The organism is Paraburkholderia sp. RL17-347-BIC-D (genome assembly GCF_046027915.1).
Taxonomy (GTDB): Bacteria; Pseudomonadota; Gammaproteobacteria; order Burkholderiales; family Burkholderiaceae; genus Paraburkholderia.
Map to the genome: position 1 here is coordinate 50873 of NZ_JARESS010000002.1, position 20887 is coordinate 71759.

General features: G+C 61.6%; 18 protein-coding genes. 8 read left to right on the forward strand and 10 right to left on the reverse strand.

Annotated features, from left to right (window positions below):
* The first annotated feature begins 3 nt into the window (after positions 1–3).
* Positions 4–621 carry a cysteine hydrolase family protein gene (locus P0D96_RS03605; RefSeq protein WP_408311763.1) on the forward strand — a complete coding sequence of 206 codons (618 nt, stop codon included), beginning with the start codon at positions 4–6 and terminating at the stop codon, positions 619–621.
* Between the two features lie 73 nt (positions 622–694).
* On the forward strand, positions 695–1561 hold the full coding sequence (locus P0D96_RS03610; RefSeq protein ID WP_408175313.1) for an isocitrate lyase/PEP mutase family protein: 867 nt from the start codon (positions 695–697) through the stop codon (positions 1559–1561).
* An 88-nt stretch (positions 1562–1649) separates the two neighbouring features.
* On the opposite strand, the gene P0D96_RS03615 is transcribed toward P0D96_RS03610, so the two are convergent.
* From P0D96_RS03615 to P0D96_RS03625, 3 genes are all read right to left on the reverse strand, one after another.
* Positions 1650–4595, reverse strand: a complete 2946-nt coding sequence (locus P0D96_RS03615) for a putative bifunctional diguanylate cyclase/phosphodiesterase (protein ID WP_408311765.1) — start codon at positions 4593–4595, stop codon at positions 1650–1652.
* A 130-nt stretch (positions 4596–4725) separates the two neighbouring features.
* Positions 4726–5520, reverse strand: coding sequence for an N-acyl amino acid synthase FeeM domain-containing protein (locus P0D96_RS03620; RefSeq protein ID WP_408311768.1), 795 nt, complete (start codon positions 5518–5520; stop codon positions 4726–4728).
* Between the two features lie 460 nt (positions 5521–5980).
* Complete coding sequence (locus tag P0D96_RS03625) at positions 5981–7234, reverse strand: D-amino acid dehydrogenase (protein WP_408311771.1); 1254 nt, start codon at positions 7232–7234, stop codon at positions 5981–5983.
* A gap of 279 nt (positions 7235–7513) precedes the next feature.
* Here P0D96_RS03625 and P0D96_RS03630 point away from each other — a divergent pair, with 279 nt between their 5' ends.
* Complete coding sequence (locus P0D96_RS03630; protein WP_408175308.1) at positions 7514–8398, forward strand: bifunctional helix-turn-helix transcriptional regulator/GNAT family N-acetyltransferase; 885 nt, start codon at positions 7514–7516, stop codon at positions 8396–8398.
* A gap of 31 nt (positions 8399–8429) precedes the next feature.
* On the opposite strand, the gene P0D96_RS03635 is transcribed toward P0D96_RS03630, so the two are convergent.
* The gene (locus P0D96_RS03635; RefSeq protein WP_408175306.1) at positions 8430–9371 is read right to left on the reverse strand and encodes a LysR family transcriptional regulator; all 942 of its coding nucleotides are present in this window, start codon (positions 9369–9371) and stop codon (positions 8430–8432) included.
* 205 nt (positions 9372–9576) lie between these two features.
* On the opposite strand from P0D96_RS03635, the gene P0D96_RS03640 reads away from it, so the two are divergent.
* Both P0D96_RS03640 and P0D96_RS03645 read left to right on the forward strand, forming a co-directional pair.
* Positions 9577–10353 carry a 5-oxoprolinase subunit PxpA gene (locus P0D96_RS03640; RefSeq protein ID WP_408175305.1) on the forward strand — a complete coding sequence of 259 codons (777 nt, stop codon included), beginning with the start codon at positions 9577–9579 and terminating at the stop codon, positions 10351–10353.
* Between the two features lie 84 nt (positions 10354–10437).
* The gene (locus tag P0D96_RS03645) at positions 10438–11919 is read left to right on the forward strand and encodes an amidase (RefSeq protein ID WP_408311775.1); all 1482 of its coding nucleotides are present in this window, start codon (positions 10438–10440) and stop codon (positions 11917–11919) included.
* A gap of 295 nt (positions 11920–12214) precedes the next feature.
* Here the strand turns inward: P0D96_RS03645 and P0D96_RS03650 are convergent, their stop codons facing one another.
* Both P0D96_RS03650 and P0D96_RS03655 read right to left on the reverse strand, forming a co-directional pair.
* Positions 12215–12811: a carbohydrate-binding protein gene (locus tag P0D96_RS03650; RefSeq protein WP_408175302.1), complete on the reverse strand. Its 597-nt coding sequence runs from the start codon at positions 12809–12811 to the stop codon at positions 12215–12217.
* A 495-nt stretch (positions 12812–13306) separates the two neighbouring features.
* On the reverse strand, positions 13307–14191 hold the full coding sequence (locus P0D96_RS03655; RefSeq protein ID WP_408311778.1) for a LysR family transcriptional regulator: 885 nt from the start codon (positions 14189–14191) through the stop codon (positions 13307–13309).
* Between the two features lie 184 nt (positions 14192–14375).
* On the opposite strand from P0D96_RS03655, the gene P0D96_RS03660 reads away from it, so the two are divergent.
* A complete protein-coding gene (locus tag P0D96_RS03660) occupies positions 14376–15374 on the forward strand; it encodes an NAD(P)H-quinone oxidoreductase (RefSeq protein ID WP_408312310.1) in 999 nt (332 codons plus the stop codon).
* Between the two features lie 41 nt (positions 15375–15415).
* Here the strand turns inward: P0D96_RS03660 and P0D96_RS03665 are convergent, their stop codons facing one another.
* The 4 genes from P0D96_RS03665 to P0D96_RS03680 all read right to left on the reverse strand — a co-directional run bounded on the left by P0D96_RS03665 (position 15416) and on the right by P0D96_RS03680 (position 18123).
* Positions 15416–15601 (reverse strand): hypothetical protein, encoded by a 186-nt coding sequence (locus P0D96_RS03665; RefSeq protein WP_115101509.1) that lies wholly within the window; start codon positions 15599–15601, stop codon positions 15416–15418.
* A 308-nt stretch (positions 15602–15909) separates the two neighbouring features.
* The gene (locus P0D96_RS03670) at positions 15910–16650 is read right to left on the reverse strand and encodes an SDR family NAD(P)-dependent oxidoreductase (RefSeq protein ID WP_408175297.1); all 741 of its coding nucleotides are present in this window, start codon (positions 16648–16650) and stop codon (positions 15910–15912) included.
* Positions 16643–17047, reverse strand: coding sequence for a hypothetical protein (locus P0D96_RS03675; RefSeq protein ID WP_408311781.1), 405 nt, complete (start codon positions 17045–17047; stop codon positions 16643–16645). Before P0D96_RS03675 ends, P0D96_RS03670 begins: the two co-directional genes overlap by 8 nt.
* Positions 17048–17259: 212 nt before the next feature.
* Positions 17260–18123 carry a helix-turn-helix domain-containing protein gene (locus P0D96_RS03680; RefSeq protein ID WP_408311784.1) on the reverse strand — a complete coding sequence of 288 codons (864 nt, stop codon included), beginning with the start codon at positions 18121–18123 and terminating at the stop codon, positions 17260–17262.
* Positions 18124–18298: 175 nt separating this feature from the next.
* Between P0D96_RS03680 and P0D96_RS03685 the strand changes: the two genes are divergently transcribed.
* Positions 18299–19318: a Gfo/Idh/MocA family protein gene (locus tag P0D96_RS03685; protein WP_408290405.1), complete on the forward strand. Its 1020-nt coding sequence runs from the start codon at positions 18299–18301 to the stop codon at positions 19316–19318.
* Positions 19319–19373: 55 nt separating this feature from the next.
* Complete coding sequence (locus P0D96_RS03690; protein WP_408311787.1) at positions 19374–20885, forward strand: GMC family oxidoreductase; 1512 nt, start codon at positions 19374–19376, stop codon at positions 20883–20885.
* Positions 20886–20887 lie beyond the last annotated feature (2 nt).

Sequence of the window (20887 nt, forward strand, 5' to 3'; positions counted from 1 at the left end):
CACATGTCGACCGACACGACCCTGGACGCGCGTCATACCGCGCTCATCATCGTCGATCTGCAGAACGACTTTCTGAGCGAAGGCGGTGCCTACGATCGCGGCGGCGCGGCTTCGGATGCTGCGCGCGCGTTACCGCCGCGCATTGCGCCCGTGGCGCGCACGTTGAAGCAGCGAGGCGGTTTTATCGCGGCCAGCCAGTTTACGCTGTGGCCGGATGCCGACGGCGAGCCGATGATTTCGCCGCATCTGAAGCAACTGCGTCCATTTTTGCGTCGTGGGGATTTTGTCGCCGGTTCGCGCGGTCATGCGACGGTCTCCGCACTTGAGCCTTTCATCGACGTGTCGGTCTGGAAGGTCGCCTATTCGGCCTTCTTCAACACGCAGCTCGACTGGGTGCTGCGCCGCGCGCGTATCGACACCGTGGCGATTTGCGGCATCGTCACTAATGGCGGCGTGGCGAGCACCGCGCGCGACGCGCACATGCGCGACTATCGCGTGCTGGTGCTGGGCGATGGCTGCGCGGCATCGACGCCGGCCGCGCACGACACGGCGCTCGCCGATCTGCGCACGATCGGCGAATTGACGACCTGCGAGGCCTTCGCGGATCGCCTCGCAACGTAAGCGCGCCACGTTGCGCGTGCGTGGTCGCGCGCAATCGGCCTTTTTGCCTTTTTGAACTGCAGGAATAAAAATCATGGCGACCGAAATCAAACCACTGAAGACACTTCTCGCCCAAGGCGCTTTGCTCGCGCCTGGCGTCTTCGACGCGTTGAGCGCGCTGGTCGCGCAACAGGCTGGTTTCGAAGGGTTGTATCTGTCTGGGGCGTCGATTGCGTACACGCGGTTAGGGCGTTCCGATGTCGGCTTGACGACGTTTCCCGAAGTCGAAGATACGCTCGCGCGCATCACCGAGCGTGTCGCGTTGCCGGTGATCGTCGATGCCGATACTGGCTTCGGCAATGCGCTGAACGTCAAGCGTACGGTGCGCGGCTTCGAGCGCGCCGGCGCTGCGATGATCCAGCTCGAAGATCAGACATTCCCGAAGCGCTGCGGGCATCTCGATGGCAAATCGGTGATTCCCGCAGGCGAAATGTGCGGCAAACTGCGGGCGGCCGTGGATGCAAGAGTGAGCGCCAATACGCTGATTCTCGCGCGCACCGACGCGGCGGCTGTCGAAGGGCTGGACGCTGCGCTCGAGCGTGCCGAGCGTTATCTGGAAGCGGGCGCGGACGCGTTGTTCATTGAGGCGTTGCGCTCACTCGAGCAGATGGAAACCGTGTGCGAGCGCTTCGCTGGCCGCGTGCCGCTGCTTGCGAATATGGTCGAGGGCGGCAAGACACCGATACAGAATGCACAGACGCTCACGCAACTGGGCTTTCGTATCGTGATCTTTCCTGGCGGCACGGCGCGCGCGGTGACGCATACGTTACAGGGCTATTATGGCTGCCTGCATGCCCACGGGACGACCGCGCCGTGGCGAGACCGGATGCTCGATTTCGATGGCATCAATGAGGTTATTGGTACGCCGGCCCTGATGGCGGAGTCGGAGTTGTACAAGTAACCGTTTTTGCGCAACGCGGAAAACCATTGCGAGTGTTTTAACGAGCCCGGCTAGTTTGGCGTCGGCGGCCGGGGCGCGGCGAGCCGCGTCAGACCGCGCTTTCACGCTCCATGCGCTGGTCGTCAGCGCCGCGGTGCAGCGTCTGTTGTGCTTTCAGGTAGCGTGCGACCTCGGGGTTGGTCACGAAGCTCGCGGCGGAGGAGGCCGCGAGAATCTCCCTGGCCTCTTGCGGCTTCGCGATCGCGAAGCCCTGCACATAGTCGACGCCCAATTCCTTCAGCGCGCGCAAGGTCTCGAGGTCTTCGACCCATTCGGCGATGCTGCGCATGCCGAGATTGCGTGCGAGGGTAATGATCGCCTCGACGATCGCGATGTCGGCCGGATGGTTGCACATCGTGCGCACAAACTCGCCGTCGATCTTCAGTGCATCGGCCGACAGCTTCTTCAGGTAACGCAACGACGTCTGACCCGCGCCGAAATCGTCGATCGCGATCTTTGCGCCCATGTCGTGCACGCGCGCGATAAAGCGATCCGTATGTTCGAGATCGTGCAGCGCGACGCTTTCGGTGATTTCAATGCACAGGTAATGAACGACGTCCTCGTGACGCGAGAACAGCGTGAACAGTTCGTCGAGGAAGTGTTCGTCGTTGAGCGAGCCGCCACTCAGGTTCACGCACACGAAGCAAGTGTTGGGGAGCGACGCGCGGTTCTCTCTGAGCCATGCGAGCGTCGTCGAGAGCACCCAGCGGTCGATCGCGATGATGGTGCCGGAGTCCTCGGCGGCGGCGATCAGCTTCGCGGCGGTCGCCACCGAGCCGTCCGGCATGCGCAGACGCAGCAGCACTTCGAAGTCGAGTGCTTCTGTGGGCGCGCGCATCGACATGATCGGTTGCATCACGAGGAACAACCCTTCGGGCAGCCGGCTCTGTCCCAGTGCCTCGATCAGGCTGATTTCGGCGGCGCGCTCCTCGAACGCCGGCGCGCCCTTGCGTAGTGCGACGAGCCGCGCAGTGCCGCCGCGTTTCGCCGCGCGACACGCGCGGTCGGCATAGGCGAGGGCGTCCAGCACCCGTTCACCTTGCGAGCACTCGACTACGCCGATCGATCCCCTGACCTGGAACGCTCGCGTGTCGACGTGAAATGGTGCGGAGTTCAACGCCAGAACGAGTTCGCGGCAGCGCGCGATTGCATCGTCGATAGCCGTGTTCGCGAGCACGCACACGAATTCGTCGCCACCGATGCGCCCGATCGGCACGTGGGAGCCGAGACGCTCGACGAGGCGCGCGGCGACGTGCCGTAATATTTCGTCGCCGGTTCCGTGGCCGAACAGGTCGTTGAACAGCTTGAAGCGGTCGAGATCGAGATACGCGAGTGCCCACGGACCGGTTTCGCCGCGTTGCCGGCCGATTGCATGCTCGATGCCGCGACGGTTCAGGAGACCGGTGAGGGGGTCGTGCTCGGCTAGAAAGTGCAGCCGCTCCACGGCTTTCGAGCGGTCCGTCACGTCCTCGAGCGAGCCTTCGATGAAGCCTTTCGCGCGAATCGCCCGCAGCGAGTAACGCCGCGCGTCTGTCTTCGTGCCGGCTGCGCCTTCGATTTCGATCGACGCGGAGTCGTCGCGCGCGAGAAGCTCAGCAAGAACGCGCTCGGCGCCCGGGGCGAAATAGTCGGCCCAGCGATGCGTGCCGTCGTGCTGTTGAGGTAGGCCCAGCATCGAGTGCAGCGCAGGATTGGCGCGCACGAAGGCGCTTTCCCCATTCAGCGTGAAGAGGCCGATCGGCGTGACGTCATAGGTGTTGCGCAGCTCGACCTGCATTTGCCGGCGGCGCTCGCGCTCTTCGCGCATACGTTCCGCAATCGCGAACGCACACAGCATGCTCGACGACAACGCCGTCACCACGGGGCTAAGCGCGCCCGCCAGCGCTTTCACACCGAGCGCGGCGGCGAGCACTTGCGACAGCGTCGCGAACAGCACGATCGCCATTGACGCGACATACCAGAGCACCGTGCGCGAACGTGCCTTGATGACCAACTGTACGAGGAAGTAGGTCAGCACCAGTATGCAGAAGCTGGCGCATGCCCACAGCACCGGAATGAAGTGCGCGTAATTCAGCGTGAAGGCAGCGATCATCAGCAGGCAGCCACCATATCGCACGGCGTGCAGGCTCCAGCGCAGGCCGATGGCTTTCAGCTCGCGGCGAAACAGTTCCACGAAGAGTGTCGTGGTCAGCACGTAGTAGGCCGCGAACGTGAATTGCCGCAAGAGCGCGATATGGTCGGGCGGGATGAGCCGGCCCATCCATTCGGTATCGAAGCCCATTGCGTTGGCGCTCAGCCGGAGGTTGCCGACGAGCCAGGCGGCAAAGATCACGTAAGTCCATTCGCGATTGATGATTGCCGTAACAAACACGAAGATCGCGAGCGTCACCAGGCCGCCGGTGATGAGCGATGCGGCCTGTTGGAAGTCGAGGGTCGATATCTCGAGCTTCTCCGGGCTCGATGCGGAAGCGGTGATATAGGCGGGTCCGGAGAAGGTGCCTCGGCACAGGATTTGCGCATTGGCGGCGTGCTCGCCGAGCCCGAGCGCGAAGCCGGCTTTATTGAAGTTCATCTCGCCGCTCGTGCCGTGGCGGTCGCCCGCGCCGAGCAGCGTCAGGACGGGGGCCGTGCGCCAGCAGGATAGCGTCTGCGCGTGCCGCGACGGCAGGTCGATGGACGTGGTGGCGCCACTGGCGAGCTCAGGTGCCGTGAGCATGAACCAGAATGGCGTTTCCGCGAGATGAGTGCTGAAACGTGCGGTGGGCGCGGTATCGCGCAGGCGGGCGATGGCATTGGCGGGTGACAGTGACGCCGACGGATCCGCAACCACGGGAAAGCTGAGCGTGACCGTTCCTGTCGTATCGAATTGGCGCGGCGCCCAGAGCATGACTGCGACGCTGCCCAGCACGATCACAAATGGCGCGACGTATACGGAGAACCGCTGGAAAGCCCAGCCGGTCAGTCGGTCCCGAAACGTCCACTTAACGCTTGTCATTTGCTGCCCTTTCCCAATGACTTCATTCTCGATTTCATTGCGATGCTGCGATGGTCAGCGGCGAAAGCACGACTGTGCTAGCGCCGCCGATCTCTCGTCCGCCCGGATTTCGCCAGGCGGACACCTTGCTTTACGCTTCGCTCAGCGACCGCAGACGGTCTGAGCCTTCGCTCGGCGGGCCGCCGCACTCAGTCCCTTGGCCGTCTTCCCCCTGCTTTGATGCGACGCTGACGTCGATATCGAAGTGATCCGTTTCAAAAAAGAATCCGAAGAACGGATGGTTGACCTTCGCCCAGCGCTGACGGACCAATGCAACCGGTTTCGCCATCACCCGATGCGGCAACCCGCCAACGTGCGCCATCGGCAGGAATTCGTTCTGGCCGTATACATCGCCGAACAGCATCGCTTCGTATTCCCGATCGAGCGGTGAACGTGCCGTAATTAACATCCAGTCGACCCCGTTTTGCGCGCAATACATGAAATATGCCTTGCACAGCGCCACCTTCACCATCCGACCGATCGCACCGCGCGCGACGCCGAGCCGGGTCGCCTCGGCGAGGCGCGCCTCGCCCAACCAATCCGGCAGGCGGACCGATTGTTCGACGGCGAGCGGACCGAATGCGTTCGTCTGGACCCGCATGGTGCCGAGCGGGCCGCCATCCAGCCGCGACTGCGCGAGCAGCACGACCGTGCCGGGCGCTCCATCCAACGCCTCGACGCCCATGGTCTCGGCGAATTCCGGCAAATGGCGCCGATAGGCGGTCCGGCGCATCTCGACGGCCTTGTCGAGATCCGCCAGGTTACTTACCACCTTTATCGTAAACGGCAACCTTTCCGTTTTCTTTACGGCGCTCTGATTAAAGCGTTCTCCGAGCGACGTATAACCCGTATTTTGCGACAAAACGACTGAATCGATGCGGTCCATTTCAAACCCCGTAGTTAAATGAGAAAAAAGTCTGTCGCTGTTGAAGCGGCAGAGTCGCCCCTGAGCGACAAACTAGATTCTCATGAACGCAAACGCGGTGATATGCATAGCCGGGAAAATCCGGAGAGCGGGGTTTGAAAAGAGAGGTTTGGGAATCCGAAAAAATTTCGTGCCAGAAATCCGGAATCGACTTTCCGATTCTGGCGGCGAGTGTAAATCTGCGTTTGAGGGAGGTTTTGGATCGTTATTCCGCGGACACCCGGCGGAAATGCGAGAGTTGTGGCTCTCCGCGCGCCGATAACTGCGGCTGGTGCCGAGCTTCTGGGTTCGACCGAATCACCCGTCAACTGAGACGGGCACAGGAATGACGTTGAGCTTTGGAAGCGGCCCTTGGGGTGAATCCGGGCCGAACCGCAGAAGTGGGGCGACTCCGGCCCGTGGTTTTAGTGCGAGCGTCCGGTTAGCTGCTGTAGCGACTGACCGCAAAATCGTCGGATTTGATGGCCGGCGTTGTGCCCGACATCAAATCCGCCAGCAGTTGTCCCGAACCGCAGGACATGGTCCAGCCCAGCGTGCCGTGGCCGGTATTGAGCCATAAGCCCTTGATCGCGGTCGGGCCGATAATCGGCGTGCCGTCGGGGGTCATTGGCCGCAGGCCAGTCCAGAAGCTGGCTTGCGTCACGTCGCCTGCATGCGGGAACAGGTCGGTGACAACATATTCCAGCGTCTCGCGCCGGGTGCCGTGCAGTTCCTTATCGAAGCCCACCAGATTAGCCATGCCCCCCACGCGAATTCGATCCTCGAAGCGGGTGATCGCGACTTTGTAGGTTTCGTCGAGAATGGTCGAGACCGGTGCCTGGGCAGCGTTGGTAATTGGCACAGTGATTGAATACCCCTTGACGGGATAGACCGGAATGCTAACCAGGTCGCGCAGCAGTGCGGTGGAATAGCTGCCGAGTGCCACGACACAAGCGTCCGCAGTCAATGTTTCGCCGTTGGAATGTACGCCCTTTAGCGTGCCGCCCTCGACGACCAGGCCATCGATGTCGCGCTGGAACAGGAACTGCACGTTGCGCGCTTGCGCCATCTCGGCCAGTTTGGTGGTGAACACATGACAGTCGCCGGTTTCATCGCCTGGCAAACGCAGGCCTCCGACCAGTCTATTCTTTGAGCCCTCTAGCGCCGGTTCGGCGCGAGCCAGTTCGTCGCGTGACAGCAACTCATAAGACACCCCCATTTCCTTCAGAACGTCGATGTCCTTGGCGGTACCGTCCATTTGTTTTTGCGTGCGAAAGACTTGCAGCGTGCCCTGCTGGCGACCTTCGTACGTGATATGGGTATCGTTGCGCAGCGCCATGAAGCAGTCGCGACTATATTCGGCGAGCCGCACCATGCGCGCCTTGTTGACGGCATAACGCTTTTTTGTACAGTTAGCCAGCATCTGTGTCAGCCATTGCATCTGAAACAGGGTGCCGTCCGGTTGGAGCGACAGGGGCGGATGCTTCTGCAGCAGCCATTTGACGGCCTTGGCGGGTACGCCCGGCCCGGCCCACGGCGACGCGTAGCCCGGTGAAATCTGGCCGGCGTTGCCGAAGCTTGTTTCGAGCGCAACAGCGGGTTGGCGATCGACGACCACCACCTCATGACCGGCACGCGCCAGATACCAGGCGCTCGTGACACCGACCACGCCTGCTCCGAGAATCAAGATTCGCATCGACGCCTCCTTGACGAAAGACTGTTCATTTCTGATTCTGGTGCAGGTGCAGAGTATGAATGATGCGCCGTTGTTGCAATTGTCGGCGTTCTCCTGTTTTCCAGGCGCTGAATGAAGGGGCGGAGATCGGACAGCGGCGCGGCACTCAGAGCGTGATCATTTGAATAGTATGCGATTTCTGTTTGGGTTCGGACCGTCTGGAACCCGCATGGCTAGCGGGACGCTTTCGCAAGTAACTTGATGTTGACGGACTCCATATCTCTGACTAAAGTCAGAGATATGGACACGTCCGACGTTCTCCAGATCCGCAGCTTTAACCGCATAGTCGCCGAAAGCATTGGCGCTATCGATGACCATTTCCTTGGACGGGGCCGCCCGATGGGTGAATCACGCCTGCTATGGGAGATCGGTGTCGAAGGTGCGGACATTCGTGCTCTTCGCGCGCGGCTCAATCTTGATTCAGGCTATGTCAGCCGTACGTTGGCCTCTCTCGAACGGCAAAAACTTGTCACTGTTCTCGCTCATCCAGGCGACCGCCGGGTGCGCCGGGCTTGCCTGACTCAGGAGGGCCTCACGGAGAGGGCTGAACTCGAACGCCTCTCTGACGCGGTCGCTTTACGCGCGCTCGAACCGCTCGGCGATGAGCAACGTCGCAGACTGGTCGCGGCCATGTCTGAGGTCGAGCGTTTGCTACAAGCATCTCTCGTGAATTTTGCGCTTGAGGAGCCCGATAGCGATGACGCACGGTGGTGCTTCGAACAATATTTCAGCGAACTCGATGAGCGCTTTGACGCAGGATTCGACCCGTCCATGAGCCTGTCGGCGGATGCCCGTGAACTGACGGCGCCGGAAGGCGCGTTGATCGTCGCGAGACTCCATGGAAGCCCGATCGGCTGCGTCGCGCTCAAGTTTCATAAGAAGTCCCCGGCCGAGCTCAAGAGAATGTGGGTGAGCCCTTCCGCTCGCGGCATGGGTGTAGGCCGCCGGTTGATCGTGGAGGCGGAGAAACGGGCTCGGCAGGCCAAAGTGCGCATTATTCGCCTGGAGACAAATCGAACGCTGCGCGAGGCGATCTCGCTATACCGGCAATCCGGATACGTCGAGGTCGATGCATTCAGCGCGGAACCGTATGCCCATCACTGGTTTGAAAAGCGACTGGTCTAAAAAATTTTGCATACCGTTCTCTGAGCGAGGCTTAGCGTGCCGCCGTGCGCGACTGACGCAAGGCCGCATGAGGGAGATAGGGCGAATTGAAGGTTTCGCGGAAGTAGTCGAGAAAGACACGCATGCCGGGCGTGATCGTCCTGTCGCGCGTATGGGCGATACCGCCCGCCATTGAAGGTACCGAGTTCCCCAGTGTGATTGTCTCGATGCGTTTGCCTTCGAGCGACCATGGCCGGTACACCATGTCCGACAGGATAGCGACACCGCTGCCATTGGCAACCATGCTGCGCACTGCCTCGACCGAAGACGTCTGCAAGATCACGTGTGGCTGATAGCCGGTCTTGCTCCAGTAGCGCATCGCCGTGTCGGCGGCTTCGTCGACGGTCAGCATGATGAAAGGCTCTTTGGCGACATCAGCAAACGACACAGAGCGCTTTTCAAGCAATGGGTGGTGTGACGCGACCCAAAGACGTCGTGTAGACGCGAAGATACGCTCGACCGCGAGGCTCGAACTTGCGACATTGTCGGCAAGCAGGACGGCCACGTCATATCGGTCGGCGATGAGTCCTTCTTCCATTTCATCGCGACTGACTTCGTGCAACTGGATCGAAAGTTGTGGGTATAGCGTTGCGATCCGTTGCAGGTGGTAAGGCAGAAAATAACCAAGGAGCGTGTAACTCGCCGCTACCCGCACATTGCTTTCAGTCGTGCTCTCATCGCTCGATTCCCTGAGTGCCTCGTCGACGCTGGCGAGAATGGTGTAGCTGTGTTCGAGAAAGCGGCGGCCAGCATCGGTCAGATCGACACCCTGCGGACCGCGCTGCAGTAGTTGCCGGCCGACCGTCTGCTCGAGGTCGCGAATTGCAATTGTCACGGCCGATTGACTGATATTCAGTTCCATCGCGGCGCGCGATAGTTGGCCGAGTTCTGCAGCGGCAACGAAGTACCGCAACTGACGAAGTGTGATGGACATGGTTACGAAGCCTGGAATCGCGTCAGTCCCGCTCGAAGGCCTGGATGGCGCTGACGATGACGGAGACTACACGCCGTTTGCCCACGCGGATATGAAAAAAATATATACGGAGACATATAAAGAAACAACTTTTTCGAATCCTGTGCGGAGGCTATCGTTGTTCCTGTGGGGTGCGGTGAAGCCCCGATGACATGGGAGACGAAAAGTGCATCGCGATTCTGTGGATCTGAATTCGGACATCGGCGAGGGGTTTGGCGTCTGGTCGATCGGCGACGGCGTGGATGAAGCGATCATGCCGCAGATCAGTTCGGCGAACATTGCCGCCGGTTTTCATGCCGGCGATCCCTGCACGATCGCGCGTACCGTAGCGATGGCGCGAGAGTTCGGCGTTGCGATCGGCGTTCATCCTGGCTATCGCGATCTCGTTGGATTTGGCCGTCGTGCGATCCATTCTTCATCGGAAGAACTGGTCAATGACGTCATCTATCAGTGCGGTGCGTTGCGCGAATTTGCGAGATTGCACGGGCTGGACCTCAGTCACGTCAAGCTTCATGGAGCGCTTTATATGCACGCGGCCGTCGATGAGGCATTCGCTACGGGGCTTGTGCGCGCCGTTCGTCTGCTCGACGCCGGATTGCCGATCTACTGCATGGCGGATAGCGTCATCGAGCGGGTGGCCAGAACTGCTGGACACCCCGTAGTACGCGAGTTCTATGCGGACCGTGACTACGACAATTCAGGATCGATAGTGTTTTCGCGGCGAGTTCGCCCGCTTGAGCCACGCGAGATAGCGCAAAAGGTCTTGCGAGCGTGTATCGAAGGGCGTGTTGTGACGACCGACGGGCGTGACATCGCCATCGAATTCGAGTCGGTGTGCGTGCACAGCGATACGCCTCACGCCGTCCTGATACTGACGGCTGTACGCGAGATATTGGCGCAGCATGGCATAGCGATTCAACGCGCTGTGCCTCGCATGAACTGACCTTGCACAAACAACGGCACTCATCGTTCAAACAGTGCGGAATCCGACAGCGGTATCCCGCTGTTCTACTCAAAAGTGATCAACATGTCCGAATTCATTCTCGAAGAAGCGACCATCGATTCTGTCCATCGCGCGCTAAAGTCAGGCGCTCTCACGGTGGAGCAACTCGTCGAAATGTATCTCTCTCGCATCGAGAAGATCGATCGTAATGGGCCACGGCTCAATTCAATCGTCTCGATCAATCCGCGGGTGCGCGACGAAGCACATGCACTGGATCGCGAATTCGCACGGACGGGCCGGTTCGTTGGACCCTTGCACGGCGTTCCACTCCTTGTGAAGGATCAGATCGAAACGGCCGGCATCCAGACGACCTTCGGGTCGATCGCGCAAAAAGGCTACGTACCCGCGAGAGACGCTACGGCAATTGCGCAATTAAAGCGTGCCGGTGCGCTCGTGCTCGCCAAGACGACCATGCCGGATTTCGCCACGTCGTGGTTCGGCTTTTCGTCTATGAGTGGCGAGACCCTGAATCCCTACGACCTGGCGCACGATTCGGGAGGATCGAGCAGCGGCACGGCAGCCGGAATCGCTGCCAATCTGGGGCTGGTCGGCATCGGGGAAGATACCGGTGGCTCGATCAGACTGCCTGCAAGCTTCAATAATCTGGTGGGTGTGCGCGTGACACCTGGACTGATCAGCAGGGACGGGATGTCGCCGCTGGTCGTGTTTCAGGACACGGCGGGACCCATGGCACGCACGGTCACCGACGCGGCGATGCTTCTGGATAGCATGGTGGGTTACGATCCACGCGACGAATACACCGTCGTACACCGGATTGCCGGTCATACCGGTAGCTATGCCGATCATCTGGATGCGGGAGATTTGAATGGTGTGCGCGTCGGCGTGTTGCGTCAAGCGTTCGGTTCCGATAGCGACCCGGCCTGTTCGATGGTGAATGCTGCAGTTCGCCGTAGCCTCGAGCAGCTACAGGCAGCGGGTGCAATTCTGGTCGAGGTGGAGATCCCGGCGCTTATGGAACAAATCCTGGAGACGTCTCTTTACCTGACGCATTCGCGTGCCGACCTGAACGCGTTTCTCGCCGAGCGACCCGCACTGCCGTACCGTTCGCTCGAAGCGATTCGAGAAGCCAAGCAGTTTCATCCGGTGCTGGATCTTCTGCAAAGCGTATTCGACGGTCCGAAGCATCCAGAGGACGACCCCGACTACTTCCGCAAACTGGCCGCGCGTGACCGCTTTCAGCGGGCGGTTGTGAAGATCATGGCTGATGCTGACGTGCAGGCGCTGTGCTACCCCGCTGTTCAGGTTCCACCACCGAAGAAAGATGACGTGCGAGCAGGGCGGACCAATACGTTGACGTTCCCCACCAACACGCTCATAGCATCGCAGACGTGGATGCCATCGATCTGTCTGCCTGCGGGCTTCACAAAAGCAGGCTTACCAGTAGGCATGGAACTGGTTGTCTATCCGTATCACGAACGTGATCTCTTCCGCTTCGGGTACGCGTTCGAACAGGCTTCGCAGCATCGCAAGGCCCCGAATGTTTGAGGTGGCCTGGCCACTGCTTATAGTTTGACTGGACCTACTGATCACGTGCGTGCACCTGCTTCACAATTTTTATACGACACCACTGGCAGTGGACGGAGTAGAGCGCAATCAGGATGTGGCAGGTGTCGTGTTGAGAGACACGGGTCGTTTGGACAGCAATAGATCGGGAAAGTGACGAGATCATCCCGAGAAAGCGCACGCTTTAAAGATGAAAAACCTGCGCCCAAGCTCGGGCTTGGCGCCCCTCATGAAAGCGCCATAGCGAGCCAGCGTGAACCCATCATCCGGAAAGGGATCAGCGGAAGCCGTAGACCACGACCTTTTTCCCCTCGAAACTCTCCTGCACAGCTTGCTCGCAATACTTTGGACACGTCACCGTGCCGTCGCCGCTCACGCCTGCCACGGTGACCGCCCTGTAGACAACGGATTCGACGAGCGTCCCGTCGGCGGCGACGACGATGTTCAGATCGGTCTCGACGCCGGCCGGCACGGCTCCGCCAGCGGTATAGACGATTTTCATGGTACCGGTGCAATCAGGGTTCACCGTATAGGTTCCATTCTGGTTCGGATTGAATGCAGTCGACCCCCCTTTCGGCAGCCCGCCGATAACCCCGAAGTCGGTGCGCGTAAAACCGCCTGTGCCGTCGAACGTCACCAAGGCGACGTCATCGAGGATCGACGTAGCGGCGTACGGATGAACCGCATTATCCGGTCCTATCAAGCCAAGAATTTGTCCGTGACCGGTGAACCCATACGGTCCCCTGAGGGTTGCGTTCGAGCAAAGGTTGCGGGGGCCGCCGTGGCCGCCGTGGTCGTCGGCCTGCGCGGCGCCACTGAGCAAGAGAAGTGCAACGGCGGTTGCTGACAAAATGCTTAGATGCTTGATCTTCATGGTCATCTCCTTGTCACCCAGTCAGGCGCGTAACATCACAGCGCGCCGCGGCCTGTTGCCTGGCGGAATGAGGTGCCCAATTCAAACAAATGAAATTAAAAATCGCCGCAGTGATTCCCGGCTGCCGCCGTTTGCGGAAACGAGCGATAAATGAAAGAGGGGCCCTCGATGCGGTCGGCTATTCCCGCGTGAGATGCGAAAAAGCCTCGGCGTTGGCCAAAGTAATTAAATGGGGAAACGCTTCACCAAGCGGTTATTTTTTTAGCTCGGTGTCGGCAGGCACGTGCAGAAGAGGTGCACGAAAGTCCGCGCAATTGTGACTTCGTGAGTCAGCCACGCTTTAAGTCGCGTAGCAAAAATAGCGTAATCCAGGATATTCGCAGACGCAGATGAATATCGGACAAAAGGCAGGCGCATTCAGATCGCGCGGTGCGAATGATGGACGATCGCGCGATAGCGGGCGACACGCAATCGCCGCTGCCAGGTCGTGCGTGACTATTTTTTGTGGGTTGTGTGCTCTTCGAACGCGGAGACGATGCCGTCGATCATTGCTGCGATGCGCGCGGTATGCCGAAGGTCTTGATGCGTGACGAGCCAGATTTCGTAGACCGCTCCACGTGGGGGTTCCGGCCATATCTGCACGAGGCCGTCGTGCTCAGCCAGATGTATCGGAAGCTCACCGATGCCGATGCCCGCCTTCACCGCGGTACGCAACATGAGGCTGGAATTGAAGGTCGATACGATGCGCCCCGCGTGTATCGGTTCGCCAGCAAGAGTCGGTGATCGAGTGCCGGTCCAGTTTCCCTGATAGACGACGAGATCGTGGCCCGCAAATGCGGAGCCAGTGGCGGGCTTGCCGTGCTGTTCGAGATAAGCATTCGATGCAAAGAGCGCCATGGGCCAGCGAGCCAGGCGCCGCGCGACAAGATCGGGATTTTCCGGCTTGACCGACCGGACCGCGATATCCGCTTCACGCTTTGCCAGATTCAGCATGCGCGTCGACGTGTCCAGCAGGACGCGCACTTCGGGATGCGCAGCGTGCAGGCGTTCGATGGCGGGAAGCAGGAAGTCGAGCGCGATCGAGTCGGTGCTGGTGACTCTTACGTCCCCCGCAAGCCGTGTATCCGTGCCTTGAGTTCGTCTGACGAGTTCGTGTGCGGACTGTTCCATTTTCTCCGCTGATCTCAGCGCGGCCTCGCCTGCGGCGGTCAACGCGTAACCCTCGGAGGTGCGCAGGAAGAGCGTTGCGCGTAGGGCGTGCTCCAGTGCCGCAATCCGTCTGCCGACCGTCGCCTGATCGAGATTGAGCGTCCTAGCCGCTCCACGGAGCGTTTTTTCGCGCTCCACCGCGAGAAACACACGCGCGTCATCCCAGTTCATCGTGCTGCCCTCCTGATGCAAATTTGCATCTCACAGTGTGAATAATGCTGCGCATATTCATCAATGTCGAGCCCTATACTGAACGCAAGAGTTCCTCGTTCAACGATCCGCCCGGATCAGTCGAGCCTCACCTATAGAAGGAGTGGTATCCATGTCTGCTTCAACTTATCGCGTGCCGTCGTCCATGACGGCCATTGAGATCAAACAGCCTGGCGGTCCTGAGGTCCTGGTGCCGGCTACGCGCCCGGTGCCGATGCCGGCCGCCGATCAGGTTCTGATCCGCATCCACGCGGCTGCCGTGAACGGCCCAGACGTTTTCCAGCGCAAGGGGCTGTATGATCCGCCCCCCGGCGCTTCTGATATCCCGGGGCTGGAAGTGGCAGGTCAGGTGGTTGCCGTGGGCGCCAACGTGTCCCAATTCCGGGTCGGCGAACTGGTGTTTGCATTGATTCCCGGCGGCGGCTACGCGGAATATGCCGTCGCGCACGCCTGCAACACAATGCCTATCCCCAAAGGCTTGACGTTGGTGGAAGCGGGGGCGATGCCCGAAACGTTGATGACGGTATGGCTGAACCTGTTCCAGCGCGGCAAGCTGGTTGCCGGCGAATCGGTGTTGATCCACGGCGGCGCGTCAGGTATCGGTACCACGGCGACCATGCTGGCGAAGGCATTCGGCGCTGCGAAAATCATCACGACAGTTGGCTCGCAGGCGCATCGGGAGGCCAGCCTGGCGCTAGGCGCGGATCTCGCGATAAATTACCGCGACGACGATTTCGTCGCCGAAACGAAGCGATTTACCGATGGAAAAGGCGTCGACGTGATCCTCGACATCATTGCCGGCGACTACGTGGCCAGAAATTATGACGCCGCGGCCATGGACGGACGGATCCTACAGGTGGGCGTGATCAAGGGGCCGGCGAAGGATCTCAACGTCGTGCCGATGATGACGAAACGTCTCACGCATATGGGTTCGACATTACGGTCGCGCACATCCGCGGACAAGGCGACGATCATCAACGAATTGGAGCGGCAGGTTTGGCCGCACATCGAGAGCGGCAAGATCAAGCCGGTTGTCTACAAGACCTTTGCGCTTGCCGACGCTCGCGGCGCTCACGAGCTGATCGATTCCGGCACGCACTTTGGAAAGATCGTCCTGACGACAGGTGCCGATCTTATTGGCTGAAGCCTGGCCTGCCGCCACCTCGGCGGCAGGTGCCCGGCAGATCATTCTTTCCTCGTCTTCGGTTGTTCGGGTTGCGGGTCACGCCCGCGTTGCGTCGGCGCTCTCGTACACGCATCCGGCGGCGTTACATAGGTCACGTCGTCGCAGCAGCACGCGTAGACCGGAAACCCGTACGCATTCGTGCGGATGATTTTCGTTGGCCCGTGCAGCGGGCACACTGCGTTCATGTCGTCTCCTTGAACTCAAGGTCGACCGGCTCGACCTCGTAGACGCGGCTCGCCAGTTCCTGACGGCCAAGCACCGGTTCGCATCGTCGATCACGTCGGGCGAGGTCACCCTTTTCGGTCCGGCGTCGAGGAGGGCGCCGGAAAACGACCCACTGCAATATTCTACGACTCTCTCGACGTCGTTGAGGCACGATGGATGTATGGCGGGTCTTCAATGGAGCGCCGGCTCCGCTAGCTGATCGACTCCCCGTCGCGTCCGTACGGACGTCGCCCTTCTTCAAATCCGTAGGGCGAATATGTGCCCAGGCTCAGGCATTCATTCCGCCATCCACCGTAAGATTCGCCCCGGTAATGTATGAGGCCTCCGGGCCGGCGACGAACGCTACCATTGCGGCGATCTCCTCGGCGCGTCCGTAGCGGCCGAGTGCCGTGGCGGCCTTCTGCGGCACCGCCCAATCGCCTGAAGCGGGATTCAGGTCTGTATCGATCGGCCCCGGCTGGACGTTGTTGACCGTGATGCCCCGGCCTCCCACCTCTCTGGAAAGCGCCTGTGTGAACATCCTGACCGCTGCTTTCGTGGCTGCGTAGGGCACCAGTCCGGGCGCAATGGCACGCTCGCCCACCGCCGAACCGATCATGATGATCCGGCCTCCATCACTCAGGTGCTTCAGCGCAGCTTTGGTCGTAGCGAATACGCCGCGCACGTTGATGTCGATCACTCTATCCATCTCCTCCAGCGTCGTGTCTTCGAAAGGTTTCGGAATGGCCGTGCCAGCATTGTTCACCAGCACATCCAGCCGTCCGAAGGTCGCAAAAGCTTTCTCGACAGCAGCCTCGACAGCTTCGACGTCAGTAGCGTCCGCCTGGATCGCAATCGCCTTTCCTCCATTGAGTTCAATCTCTTTGACCACGGCCGAGGCCGCGCTGGCGTCCTTCGCGTAGGTAAAGGCCACGCTCGCTCCATCCGCCGCCAGACGTTTCGCGATTGCCGCACCGATGCCGCGTGAACCACCGGTAACGAGTGCCACTTTTTGAGCTAACTTAGACATGTTTTTTCCTAAGGTTTTGTGCGCGATTCACCGCGTCGCTAATCCAGTTGATGATTGACTCTTGTCTTTGCCGGACCATTTTTAGAAGCGGAGTCTGCCCTGCTCCAAACCGACGAACTTCTTCGTAGCGCCACTTTTGATCCATGGTGGTGCAACGACTATAAGTTTCCGTGGAAGGTGCGGCAAAGACCTTGTATGCAGAGGGGCATGCCTCTCGGGCATAGCGGAGGGCCAAACGACGAAATGAACGGCCGCTAGGGAGTCGGTGGAATGCACTCAGTGAAAAGCTTCGCTCCAACGTGGCGACGCTGCTGGCCCGGTAGCGTCCTTGCAATGCAAGCGGATGATGCTCGTCCATGACGAGCACGTAGTCCTGATCGAACGCCGGGTGCGGCATCGGCGCAGCGCCAGGGACCCCGGTGTGCAATGGTTCTGGACGCAGGTGACGCACGTGACGCAGTTGATTTCAGAAGTCTATCGGGACCGGGTTTAAGCGCGTGAACCGGAGGCGAACTCGATAGTGGCGGCTGACGGAAATTCGACCGGACTCGCGGCGTTCCTATGTCGCGGCATTCCCGTCCGCATCAGCGACGGTTGTCTGCTTACGCATCACTCCCGCGTTTCGTACTTGCGCCGGAACGCCATCGGCGTCATGCCCTTCGTCGCGCGGAACTGCCGCGTGAAGTAGCTGGCCTGTCCGTAGCCGAGTTCGGCCGCGATCTGTCCGATCGGCCGATCGGGCTGCATCAGCAGCGCGCATGCGCGCCCGATCCGCAACTGGTTCAGGTAGTCGCTGATCGTCATCCGCGTGCAGCGCTTGAAGAAGCGTTGCAGCTGGCTTTCGCTCATCGCCGCGAGTTCGGCGAGCGTCGCGAGCCGGATCGGCTCCGCATAGTGTGCGTTCAGAAACGACATCACGCGCTCGAGCCGCGCGCGGTCGCGCGGATTGTCGACGGGCAGGAAACCCTGCAGCGCGAGCGAGCGGCGCTGCGTATCCGAGGCGAGCTGCAGCAGCACCTCGACGAGTCCGAGCCAGCGCGCGGCCGGCGGCGCGTCGCAGAGCGCGAGAAGGCGCTGCGCGGCCAGCGCGCGGACGTCGGCTGAAAACGCGAGCCCGCGCACGGATTCGGCGAGCAACGCGCGCAGCGGCGCGAATTCGACATAGTGGGTGTGCAGCGTGTCGACCCATGCCTGCGTGAACCACGCGACGAGCGCGCGATGCGGCGCGTCGTCGCGCAGGCGCTCGCGCGACTGCCACGCGTGCGGCAGGTTCGGGCCGACGAGCACGAGATCGCCGTCGCCGTAATGCTCGATGTGATCGCCGACGAAGCGCTCGCCGACGCTATTGAGCGTCAGCGTCAGTTCGAACTCCGGGTGGTAGTGCCAGTTGAACGGAAACGCGGGCAATCGGCGGTCGAATAGCGTCCATGACTGATCGAGCGGAATGTTGACCTGTTCGAAAAAGGGACGCATGACCGAAGACCTCCGAACGTGGCGATGATGCCAATCGTGCGGCCTGACGCGGTCGCGATGCGGCAATTGTGCCAAAACTAGCGGTCTCTGCAATACCGCTGCGCGCGTTACGTCGCTAATCTCTATCCAGCATGCGACGCGGGCCCACGGTGGGCCGCACGGACCGGGAGTCACGATGGGACACGAACTGCGGTGGGGACTGATCGGCGCGAGCACGATCGCGCACGAATGGATGATCGACGCGATCCGCGCGCAGCCGGGTAACGCGGTGGCGGCGGTGCTGAGCGGCGATCGTGCACGCGGCGAAGCCTATGCGGCGAAGCACGGGATCGCGAAGAGCTGCACGTCGCTCGACGCGCTGCTCGCCGATCCCGGCATCGACGCCGTGTATATCAGCACGACCAACGAGCTTCATGCGACGCAGGCAATCGCGGCGGCCAACGCGGGCAAGCACGTGCTCTGCGAGAAGCCGCTCGCGATGACGCTCGACGACGCGCACGCAATCGTCGACGCCTGCCGGCGCGCTGGCGTCGTGCTCGGCACGAACCATCATCTGCGCAACGCCGCGACGCATCTCGCGCTTCGGCAACTCGTGCGCGACGGCGCGATCGGCCGGCCGCTCTACGCGCGCGTGTTCCATGCGGTGCATCTGCCCGAGCATCTGCAGGGCTGGCGGATCGCGCAGCCGTCCGCGGGCGCGGGCGTGATTCTCGACATCACCGTGCACGACATCGATACGCTGCGGTTCATCCTCGACGCGGAGCCGGTCGAGGCGGTCGCGATGACGCCGCCGCCATCGCTTGCGTCCGAAGGCGTCGACGACGGCGTGATGGCCGTACTGCGCTTCGACAACGACGTGCTCGTTCAACTGCACGACGCGTTCACAGTCGCATACGCGGGCACCGGCATCGAGATCCACGGCACCGCCGGCTCACTGATCGGCCGTGATGTGATGACGCAACGCCCGGTCGGCGAAGTGATCGTGCGCGACGCGACCGGTGAGCGCACCGTGCCCGTCGTTCATCACAATCTCTACGAACGCTCGCTCGCGCGGTTCAATGCGGCGGTGACGAGCCGCGGCGTGGAGCAGCCGGCTGCGACCGGCGAGGATGGTGTGCGCTCGCTCGCCGCCGCGCTCGCGGTGCGGCAAGCGGTGCGAAGCGGTGAGCGCACGCGCGTGCAGGCCGGGCTCTGAAGGGGGCGTCGATGACCGGAGCGGATTCGAACACCGGGTGTGAGGGCGACACGCGATGAGAGACTACGACGTGGTGATCGTCGGCTCGGGTGTCGGCGGCGGGGCGGCCGCGCTGAGCCTCGCGGGCACGGGCGCGCGCGTGCTGATCGTCGAGCGCGGCGAACGGCTGCCGCGCGAGCCGCAGAATTCGGATCCGGAGGCCGTGTTCGTCGAACGCCGTTATCGCGCGCGCGAAACGTGGGTCGACGGGACGGGCCGGCCGTTCGGCCCTGGCCAGTACTACTTCGTCGGCGGGCACACGAAGTTCTACGGCACGGCGATGTTCCGCTTCCGCGAACGCGATTTCGAGGCGGCCGAGCACGAGGACGGTATCTCGCCCGCGTGGCCGATCCGCTATGCCGATCTCGAGCCGTATTACGCCGAGGCCGAGCGCCTCTTCGGCGTGCACGGCCGCCATGGCGACGATCCGACCGAGCCGGCGCGCTCGTCCGCGTATCCGTTTCCGCCGATCCCGCACGAGCCACTGATCGGCCAGTTCGCCGAGCGACTGACGCAGGCGGGGCTGCGGCCGTTCCACATGCCCTCGGCAATCGACCTGCGGCCAGGCGGCGCGTGCGTGCGCTGCGGCACCTGTGACGCGTTTCCGTGCCGTGTCGATGCGAAGGGCGATGCGGAGCGTTGCCTGATCGATCCGGCGTTACGCGATCCGAACGTCACACTGTTGACCGGCGCACGTGCGACACGTCTGGTCACGGACGACGCGGGCAAGCGGATCGTCGGCATCGAGCTCGACGTCGGCGGCGAGCCGCGCGTCGTGCGCGCACCGCTCTTCATACTCAGCGCTGGCGCGATCAATTCGGCTTTGCTGCTGCTGCGCTCGGCGAACGCGTGGCATCCGAACGGCCTTGCGAATTCGTCGGGCATGGTGGGGCGCAATTACATGAACCACAATACGACCGCGTTGATGGGCCTCTTGCCGTGGACCGTCAACGACACGCGCTTCACGAAGACGCTCTCGCTCAACGACTTCTACTTCGGTTGCGATGACGATCGTGCGCCGCTCGGCAATCTGCAGATGCTCGGCAACATCAGCGAACCGATGATCCGCGCCGCGCGGCCGTCGCTGCCGCGCTGGGGCGCGGCGTGGCTCGCGCGTCACAGCGTCGACTGGCTCGCGATGTCGGAGGATCTGCCGCATCCCGACAGCTTCGTGCGGCCACTGGCCGACGGGCGCGTCGAGTTGCACTGGAAACGCACCAACATGGCCCCGCACGCGCGCTTCGTCGAGCGCAGCAAGCGGCTGCTGCGGCAGATCGGTATGCGCGCGGTGCTGAGCCGGCCGTTCGGGATCGATACGCCGTCGCATCAGTGCGGGACCGTGCGCTTCGGCGACGATCCCGCCCTCGCGCCGCTCGATCCCTGGTGCCGCGCATTCGATCACCCGAATCTGTTCGTCGTCGACGCTTCGTTCTTTCCGTCGTCGGCGGCGCTCAATCCGGCGCTAACGATCGCCGCGCAGGCGCTGCGGACCGGTCAGTATCTGCGCGAGCGGCTGGGAACGTTCTAGGC

What these genes read in the sequence shown, in the direction of transcription:
- P0D96_RS03685 (WP_408290405.1), top strand. Translation starts at nt 18,299, where the DNA reads ATGGGACACGAACTGCGGTGGGGACTGATCGGCGCGAGCACGATCGCG.
- P0D96_RS03670 (WP_408175297.1), bottom strand. Translation starts at nt 16,650, where the DNA reads ATGTCTAAGTTAGCTCAAAAAGTGGCACTCGTTACCGGTGGTTCACGC.
- P0D96_RS03625 (WP_408311771.1), bottom strand. Translation starts at nt 7,234, where the DNA reads ATGCGAATCTTGATTCTCGGAGCAGGCGTGGTCGGTGTCACGAGCGCC.
- P0D96_RS03605 (WP_408311763.1), top strand. Translation starts at nt 4, where the DNA reads ATGTCGACCGACACGACCCTGGACGCGCGTCATACCGCGCTCATCATC.
- P0D96_RS03645 (WP_408311775.1), top strand. Translation starts at nt 10,438, where the DNA reads ATGTCCGAATTCATTCTCGAAGAAGCGACCATCGATTCTGTCCATCGC.
- P0D96_RS03635 (WP_408175306.1), bottom strand. Translation starts at nt 9,371, where the DNA reads ATGTCCATCACACTTCGTCAGTTGCGGTACTTCGTTGCCGCTGCAGAA.
- P0D96_RS03690 (WP_408311787.1), top strand. Translation starts at nt 19,374, where the DNA reads ATGAGAGACTACGACGTGGTGATCGTCGGCTCGGGTGTCGGCGGCGGG.
- P0D96_RS03620 (WP_408311768.1), bottom strand. Translation starts at nt 5,520, where the DNA reads ATGGACCGCATCGATTCAGTCGTTTTGTCGCAAAATACGGGTTATACG.
- P0D96_RS03665 (WP_115101509.1), bottom strand. Translation starts at nt 15,601, where the DNA reads ATGAACGCAGTGTGCCCGCTGCACGGGCCAACGAAAATCATCCGCACG.
- P0D96_RS03630 (WP_408175308.1), top strand. Translation starts at nt 7,514, where the DNA reads ATGGACACGTCCGACGTTCTCCAGATCCGCAGCTTTAACCGCATAGTC.
- P0D96_RS03680 (WP_408311784.1), bottom strand. Translation starts at nt 18,123, where the DNA reads ATGCGTCCCTTTTTCGAACAGGTCAACATTCCGCTCGATCAGTCATGG.
- P0D96_RS03675 (WP_408311781.1), bottom strand. Translation starts at nt 17,047, where the DNA reads ATGCCGCACCCGGCGTTCGATCAGGACTACGTGCTCGTCATGGACGAG.
- P0D96_RS03660 (WP_408312310.1), top strand. Translation starts at nt 14,376, where the DNA reads ATGACGGCCATTGAGATCAAACAGCCTGGCGGTCCTGAGGTCCTGGTG.
- P0D96_RS03615 (WP_408311765.1), bottom strand. Translation starts at nt 4,595, where the DNA reads ATGACAAGCGTTAAGTGGACGTTTCGGGACCGACTGACCGGCTGGGCT.
- P0D96_RS03610 (WP_408175313.1), top strand. Translation starts at nt 695, where the DNA reads ATGGCGACCGAAATCAAACCACTGAAGACACTTCTCGCCCAAGGCGCT.
- P0D96_RS03655 (WP_408311778.1), bottom strand. Translation starts at nt 14,191, where the DNA reads ATGAACTGGGATGACGCGCGTGTGTTTCTCGCGGTGGAGCGCGAAAAA.
- P0D96_RS03650 (WP_408175302.1), bottom strand. Translation starts at nt 12,811, where the DNA reads ATGAAGATCAAGCATCTAAGCATTTTGTCAGCAACCGCCGTTGCACTT.